This is a genomic window from Bacillus sp. SRB_8 (assembly GCF_003264205.1).
GTDB lineage: Bacteria > Bacillota > Bacilli > Bacillales > Bacillaceae_G > Bacillus_A > Bacillus_A mycoides.
Genome location: NZ_NADT01000076.1, coordinates 1 through 7,018, shown reverse-complemented (window position 1 = coordinate 7,018; position 7,018 = coordinate 1). Strand labels below are relative to the sequence as shown.

The 7,018-nt window shown below is 31.9% G+C and carries 7 protein-coding genes and 2 pseudogenes; 8 read left to right on the top strand and 1 reads right to left on the bottom strand.

Translation table 11 applies throughout. The annotated features are described in order from the left end of the window. The first annotated feature begins 41 nt into the window (after positions 1–41). The 6 genes and pseudogenes from B5P40_RS32615 to B5P40_RS31360 all read left to right on the top strand — a co-directional run. The gene (locus tag B5P40_RS32615; RefSeq protein WP_088031801.1) at positions 42–224 is read left to right on the top strand and encodes a hypothetical protein; all 183 of its coding nucleotides are present in this window, start codon (positions 42–44) and stop codon (positions 222–224) included. A gap of 67 nt (positions 225–291) precedes the next feature. Further along, positions 292–840: a peroxiredoxin family protein gene (locus B5P40_RS31380; protein WP_113710498.1), complete on the top strand. Its 549-nt coding sequence runs from the start codon at positions 292–294 to the stop codon at positions 838–840. A gap of 300 nt (positions 841–1,140) precedes the next feature. After that, entirely contained in the window at positions 1,141–1,650 is a 510-nt protein-coding gene (locus B5P40_RS31375) for a hypothetical protein (protein WP_078177117.1), read from the top strand. Then, positions 1,643–2,620, top strand: a complete 978-nt coding sequence (locus B5P40_RS31370; RefSeq protein ID WP_078177118.1) for a toll/interleukin-1 receptor domain-containing protein — start codon at positions 1,643–1,645, stop codon at positions 2,618–2,620. The genes B5P40_RS31375 and B5P40_RS31370 overlap by 8 nt, the downstream gene beginning before the upstream one ends. A 683-nt stretch (positions 2,621–3,303) precedes the next feature. After that, entirely contained in the window at positions 3,304–3,507 is a 204-nt protein-coding gene (locus tag B5P40_RS31365; protein WP_113710497.1) for a hypothetical protein, read from the top strand. A gap of 118 nt (positions 3,508–3,625) precedes the next feature. After that, positions 3,626–4,432 (top strand): annotated as a pseudogene (locus tag B5P40_RS31360) (sensor histidine kinase); the annotation flags it as partial. A 250-nt stretch (positions 4,433–4,682) separates the two neighbouring features. On the opposite strand, the pseudogene B5P40_RS34155 reads toward B5P40_RS31360, so the two are convergent. Continuing rightward, a pseudogene (locus B5P40_RS34155) lies at positions 4,683–4,869 on the bottom strand (hypothetical protein). A gap of 233 nt (positions 4,870–5,102) precedes the next feature. Here B5P40_RS34155 and B5P40_RS31355 point away from each other — a divergent pair. Both B5P40_RS31355 and B5P40_RS31350 read left to right on the top strand, forming a co-directional pair. Next, a complete protein-coding gene (locus tag B5P40_RS31355) occupies positions 5,103–5,864 on the top strand; it encodes a hypothetical protein (RefSeq protein WP_113710496.1) in 762 nt (253 codons plus the stop codon). A gap of 120 nt (positions 5,865–5,984) precedes the next feature. Then, positions 5,985–6,839, top strand: coding sequence for a phospholipase C (locus B5P40_RS31350; RefSeq protein ID WP_113710495.1), 855 nt, complete (start codon positions 5,985–5,987; stop codon positions 6,837–6,839). Positions 6,840–7,018: the final 179 nt, after the last annotated feature.

Below are 7,018 nucleotides of genomic sequence, written 5' to 3'. Positions count from 1 at the left end.
TATAACATGTTATAATTTGGAATGAAAGGGGGGAGAATGATATGTTATTAGGCGCAATTTTATGTGACTGTAGTAGATATTCTTGTAGTCCAGATACATATTGTGGTACAGGTGGTAACCCACATCCATATGTAGGGACAGGGAAAAGGTATGTTTGGGACTGTAAATCTGGAGCTGACTGTGGCTCGAATCAGACCGGTTCTAGATGTAATTGTAACCGTTAAAACCAAAACAATGGATTAGTTTATAAACTAATCCATTGTTTTATGTTGACTTATTGGGGGAATATAAATGTTTTACTTTGTACTGTTTATTCTAACATTAGTGATTTTTATATTTACAAATCTATCACTTAAAAAATTGCATTCTAAACTACATACAATAAAATCTGCAAAGCAAAATACTATGGCTTCTAATAGTCTACCTATCAATTCAATTGCTCCAAGATTTAGTTTAGAAACCCTAACGGGAAATATAGTGACATTAGAAGAGTTACGGGATAAACCCGTTATACTCTTAATTGCTGCTGATACTTGTGATGCTTGTTCACTAGACATTATTGAATTTAGAGAAGAAGCCAGAAAGTACGGGGATAATTATAATTTTGTCTTGATTGTTGCAACCTCTGATCCTACTATGTTAAATAACATGGACTTTGTAGAAGAAACAAAGTTGCAAGTATTATTAGCCACAATGAATTTTATGAAAGACTATAAAATCTCCATGATTCCTACATTTTTATTTCTTGATGAAAGAGGTACTGTTTTAGGCTCTCCTTACATAGTAAATCAATTTGATAGATATTATAAACTTCTCGGTAATTCTACAATAACTGCATAATTTCCCACACATTGTTTTAAGAATGTTACATAAAAACTGAATAAAATATAATTAATCAAAACAGGTTACAAGTAAAGATATACTTCCTTACTTATAACCTGTTTTCTGTACCTTTTGGAATGAATATTTATTACAGTCTTACGATATAAACATACGTTTTTTTAAAATGCTATTTCTCTACATATATTCTTTTATTCTATATAATAAAAAGAAGAACATCTCTGTAATATTATAGTTAAAAAAGGAGGAACGGTACAGGTGGAACTTGATGTGGCATTATAACATTTAGGAGGATCTGATATGTACTCATTAAAAGAGGCACAAGCTATGGATTACCTATTAAAGAAGTTACATTATAATGGGTTATTAGAAAAAATAACAGGGAATACAAGCGAATTAAAATTGGTGATAGTATTTAATAATCAATATATATCAGGGGATTTTATTAAGTTTCAAGAAGGTTCCATTGAACAATATGAAGTCGATGGTTCACATGATTATGAAAAAGTTAAATATAATAACAAGGAATTTTCTGCCTACCATAAATTATGGTCATCGTTTTGTGAAAAGTACATAGCAGGTGGATCGGGTTATCAGTTCAGACAAATATTAGATTTAACAGTTATTTTTGATGTTCTTAATGAAATGGTGGAAACAATATCTTTTGCAAATGAGTCAATTCCATTAAGACCTGTTTTTATGAATATGGAGTACTTTAATGAAGAAAAAGGACCAAGATTTCTTTATTTAGGAAATCAGAAAATCGAAATTATCTCAATTATGAAAAGGGAGAAGAGTATAAATGGGTAATAGTCCTGAAAAAGTTTTTGTTAGTTATAGTTGGGATTCGGAAGAACACCAACTATGGGTATTAGAGTTGGTGAGAAAACTTCGGTCGGAAGGATATGATGCAAATTATGATCGAGGCATTACATCTACTTCAACAGTCAATTTGAATCAAATGATGGTAGAACATATGCGAGATGATGATTACATTATAATGATATTAACTGAAAAATATGCAGTTAAGGCTGATGATTTTGCAGGGGGAGTGGGCTTTGAAACAATTCTTTCATTACCTATTATTCAGCAAAATCTTAATAAATTAATCATTTTAACTCGGCAACCTGCTGTTCTTCAAAAAGTTATTCCATTTCATTTGCAAGGAATAAATTATATTGATTTTTCAAATCCAGCTGAATTTGGTGATAAGTTTGAAGAATTGGTCTATCGACTACAAAAAATTCCTATGTTCGATATAGGTCCTATTGGCGAAAAAAAGCTAAGAAAACCTATATCGCATGGTAATTCCGTAGTAAACGTTTTTAATGATGTTACTATTCCGAGATTAAGTCCGCCTACAGATTTAGAAAAAAATTCTTTTATCGAAGAAAGCTTTAATCTTATTACTAACGGCTTAGATGAAATATTAAATACTTTACATAGTCAAAATCCAAACTTTATTTATCAAAAAGAAAATATAACTAGTGATAAGATTATATATGCATTTTATTTGAACGGTCAAAATTCAGGTAATTTTAAAATATGGTTAGGAAGCTTTTATAATTCATCCAAACAAATCCAATTTTCAGTTGGTCGGCATATTGATGTAAATAATGATAATAGTATGAATGGCTATATAAATGTAGAGGTAGATCAGGAGTACAATCTTTCTTTATCACTGCCTATGAGTATGTTTTCTCCTAACGCTAAGAACATGAAGTATATTGAGATTGTAAAGGCACTATACGAGCAGCATATACTGCCATATTTAAGATGAAAATTGATTTGGAAAACGAAATACATCTTTAAAACACCCCATATAATTACAGAATGTTTATTTTGGAAGCATAAACCTGCATTTTATGCTTCCTCTGCAATAAAAAATATAAACTCAAGTATTTAAGTGATGGAAGATTTCTGATCGTATTTGATCAGAAGAACAAAAAGAACTTGTAGAAATCACTACAAGTTCTTTTTAGTTTCAGGTGAATATTCGGGACAAACAAACTATCATCATAGAAACTACAGGGGTAATGCTTTGATAAGTATATTATATAACAAATATTAACATCCAGGTATTTTATTTTTGAAAATTATGTGAATTAAGAAAGCAGAATGGTATATCATTTTCTCTTCCTAAAAAATCTATTTATTTCTTTTGTATAAATAACTTTAAATTAATATCTACATCATAATAAATTAGTCAAAATATAAGTATAGATTAATAGAGAAGAATGGTGCATTCTTACAGAAAGACCTATATGTATATTCAATTGATATTTATTATAATAATATGAATTGATAGGTATAGATAACTATAATATCTCAATGTGTTTGTATTACATATATTTCCATGATGTGTTTTGCGAAAAGTTTAAATTGTATATTTTTTATAAAAATGAGATATAATTTTGTTGAAGAGCAATCTGTAAGTCTCATGAAAATATGTGGTAAATTTGCATGGGATATGCCATACGTATTCGAAAAGAGATAATGCACGTAATGAAAGTGTTCTTATCTCTTTTTTACTTATATAATGAAGAAATTTATTGGGAAAAAGTAAACAAACAATTATTTGAAGAATATGATGTACTATTCTTTCAGACTGATATTTTATTCCTTACAGTATCAAATAAGGTACTTTATCAAAAGCTAGCTAGGTAATATTAAATTAATGTCTACTTTATTGAATTTCATTTTTATTATGTAGTTTCTATATAACAGAGAAAAACGCACCCTATTGGGATGCTTACATGAGTGTTTATGTTCTATATGGTGACCCCTAATAGGGAAAGAACCGGAAGAGTTTAAAGAATTAGCCACAGCTTTTCAAGAAATAAAAAAAAAATTAGAAGAAAGCTTTACTAAGTTAGAAAAAGGAGAAAAAGAACGTACTGAGCTGATTGCGAATATTTCACATGACTTACGAACTCCTCTTGCTAGCATACAATTGATCATAGAAGCGTTACAGGATGGTTTAATTGAAGATGCTGATATGAAAAATCAGTATCTAACGACAATTCTAAACGAAATACAACGATTAAGTGGATTAATTAATGATTTATTTGAGCTTTCTAAGTTAGAACTTGGACAAGAAGCATTTCATCCAAGTCTAAAACATGTAGATAGTATTCTATTAAAAGTAATAGATTCACATGCTATCCTATTGAAAGATAAAGAGATTGACTTGCAATTACGTGTTTCAGATACATTACCAAAACTTTGGATTATGCCATGTAAAATAGCACGAGTTATCAATAATTTGTTACATAATGCGATTAGACATTCTCCTACATGTGGCACAATTGAGTTAATTGTAGAGGAAAATAAACAGAAACAGCAAATTATATTCACTTTGCGTGATGAGGGGAATGGGATTTCCTACGATGAACAACTACGTATATTTGAACGCTTTTTCAGAACAGATCCATCAAGAAGTTCACAATCTGGAGGATCTGGACTTGGACTCGCCGTTGCAAAATCACTAGTGGAAATGCATAAAGGAGCAATTGGTGTTCGGAACCGTCCAGATGGTAAACAGGGATGTGAATTTTGGTTTACTCTTCCCGTTATATCAGAAAAGAAATAATACAGTTGAAAGACTTTTTTATCAGTAATCATTGTATCTAAAATGAAAAATCCCTCGGATAATTGAAGGGTTTTTATTAGCATAAGCGGCAAAGATGTTAATCACGCAAATAGAGAAAAAGAATCCCTTATTTCTTTTGGGATTCTTTTTTGCTAAAGCTTGCTCACACAAATGATCTGCACATCAATTCATCTTTGGGATACAGATCATTTGTATGATAATTTTTATAAATAATTGCGAAATAACGAACTTACATAAATGCTTTTAAAAGTTCTTGAACGAATGGAAGTAATCCACCTACAAATTTTAAAACTGCCATTGCGATTGCCATGTTATTTTCTCCCCTTTTTATGTATTAAGATGTGGTACATCTTTATATTTTTATTAAAGTAAGCGATCATATAAATATCAATACATTCTGATATGCAATATTGCATATTTTTATATAATTTTATATACACTTAAATAGATTGATGATAAAGCCAATAAACATGCGGGTTTCCTTCTTTGTGTGCTAGTTTCACCAACAAATACGTCAGACCTTTGAAAGACTTTTGTAACATTCATGAAAGAGAAATGAAATATTTGTTTGCTATGATGAGGCTTGTCCACTAGTAGACGATGCGCGCAGGGAGTAAAACCATTAATGAAAATAAGGAGATATTAAGATATGTTGATTAAAAGAAAACTACCTATACTTACATTCTTAGCATTCATATTTAGTTTGATAGTTACTGTTTTTCCTACAAATTCTGCTTATGCAGCTGAGGACAATCGTATACTGGATATTTATGGGGATCCAGTCAAGACATCTAAAGATTATATAATGGTACGTAAAATTTGGGATGGTAAGCCTCGGTATGCTGCTTATGCAGGTGTAGGTGAGAAGAGACTTGGAGTAACTTATGAGAAGTTTGCGGGTTGGCATTATGTAATGCAGTATAAAGATAAATCTTATTATGGTACTGCTGAGAATCATAAGGATACAAAAGGTAATGAGTACTATGGTACACCTATCAATTTCGAAACTCCAGATGGCGTAGAAAGTGATGGATATATAAGACATAATACGCCAGTTACCATGTCAATGTGGATTGGGGGACCAAATGCTGAGGCAGGAGGAACTAAAAAATATGTCAATGCAGGGAATCGCGGCTGGATTTATTTTAGCGATCAATCAAAAAGCACGTTAACAGTTCAGGAACAAAATGCAAAGGAAATCAATTTAATAACAGGTAAAACTGATTATCTTAGAGATAAAATGGGTAGACCTTGTGATTGGTACAGTGCAGATCCACAAAATTCTGAGTATGGAGTTACATCGTATTTCGAACTAGAGCCTTCAGGTCAACCATTTTCAAATCAAGATAAACTATGGGGAAGTTCTGCGCCGCCATATCAATCTGGTTATGAATTGGTACCTTTACAATAGGGTATTTGTTACATTCGGCTTTATATAACTGTACTTATTAGCATTTAACGTGTCTTCCGGTAAGGTAAAAGAAAGCTCTATGAAGGAAAGTTAAATTATACATCAAATGGAGGAATATTTATGAAAAGAAAAATGTTTGCTATAGCTTCTGTCATTGCTTTAACAGCTCCTATTCAAAGTGTGGCGTTCGCACATGAAAATGATGGGCAATTTGATCCACCTATTGCTCAAAGATGGTCAGCAGAATCTATACATAATGAAGGAGTAAGTTCTCATTTATGGATTGTAAACAGAGCCATTGATATTATGTCCCAAAATACGAGTGTTGTGAAGCCAAATGAGACAGCTCTATTAAATGAATGGCGTACGGATCTAGAGAAAGGCATTTACTCTGCGGATTATCAAAACCCATACTATGATAATTCCACATTCGCTTCACACTTCTATGATCCTGATTCAGGAAAAACGTATATTCCATTTGCTAAACAAGCAAAGCAAACAGGAGCGAAGTATTTTAAACTAGCTGGTGAAGCTTATCAAAATAAAGATCTGAAAAATGCATTCTTTTATTTAGGATTATCACTTCATTATTTAGGGGATGTTAACCAGCCTATGCATGCAGCAAATTTCACTAACATTTCGCATCCATTTGGCTTCCACTCAAAATATGAAAACTTCGTTGATACAGTGAAAGACAATTATAAAGTAACAGATGGAAATGGCTATTGGAATTGGCAAAGTGCAAATCCAGAAGAGTGGGTTCATGCATCGGCAGCAGCAGCAAAAGCTGATTTCCCATCAATTGTTAATGACAATACGAAGAATTGGTTCTTAAAAGCAGCGGTATCACAAGACTCTGCTGACAAATGGCGTGCTGAAGTAACACCGGTAACAGGAAAACGTTTAACGGAAGCACAGCGTATTACAGCTGGATATATTCATTTATGGTTTGATACGTACGTGAATAACAAATAACAAAATACACTTATACATGGCAACAGTTATGTATGTTATAAAGTGAAACTTCCAACGGTGGGGGCTTCATCCCCCACCTATCTTCTTTGTTTCTCTCTGAATCTTGATGTGGAAGTCTTACTGACCGCAAATAGCGGGATCAAGTAAAACGGAAACGACGGTTCTGGTGCAAAAATAAA